Genomic DNA, 246 nt, shown 5'->3' with positions numbered 1-246 from the left:
ACGTAATAGTGAACTTGGAAAACGGGGAGTCGCATGTTTTTGACGTGAAGATAACAATAACCTCTCGCTTCGATCAAGTAAAGCCTTACTTTCTTTCTTATATGTTATCCTATGAAAATCCAAACTTCAATGACGACTTTTTCACTGAATCGAGTGAAGAGAGCTTATTAGCCATTCTACTTTTGTTTCTTTTTAAAAAGCAACTTCAAGAAGCGTTTAGGCAAGGAATGTTTAAAGCCTATCAAC

Annotated in this window: 1 protein-coding gene; it reads left to right on the top strand. The window is 35.8% G+C overall.

Annotated features, from left to right (window positions below):
* Positions 1-44: 44 nt before the first annotated feature.
* A partial coding sequence (locus JDS92_RS30725) for a hypothetical protein (protein ID WP_206773100.1) occupies positions 45-246 on the top strand: 202 nt, incomplete at its 3' end.

The organism is Bacillus cereus group sp. N12, assembly GCF_016483575.1.
Lineage (GTDB): Bacteria > Bacillota > Bacilli > Bacillales > Bacillaceae_G > Bacillus_A > Bacillus_A toyonensis.
Note: the sequence above shows the minus strand (reverse complement) of the source record. Positions and strands in the feature narration are given on the sequence as shown.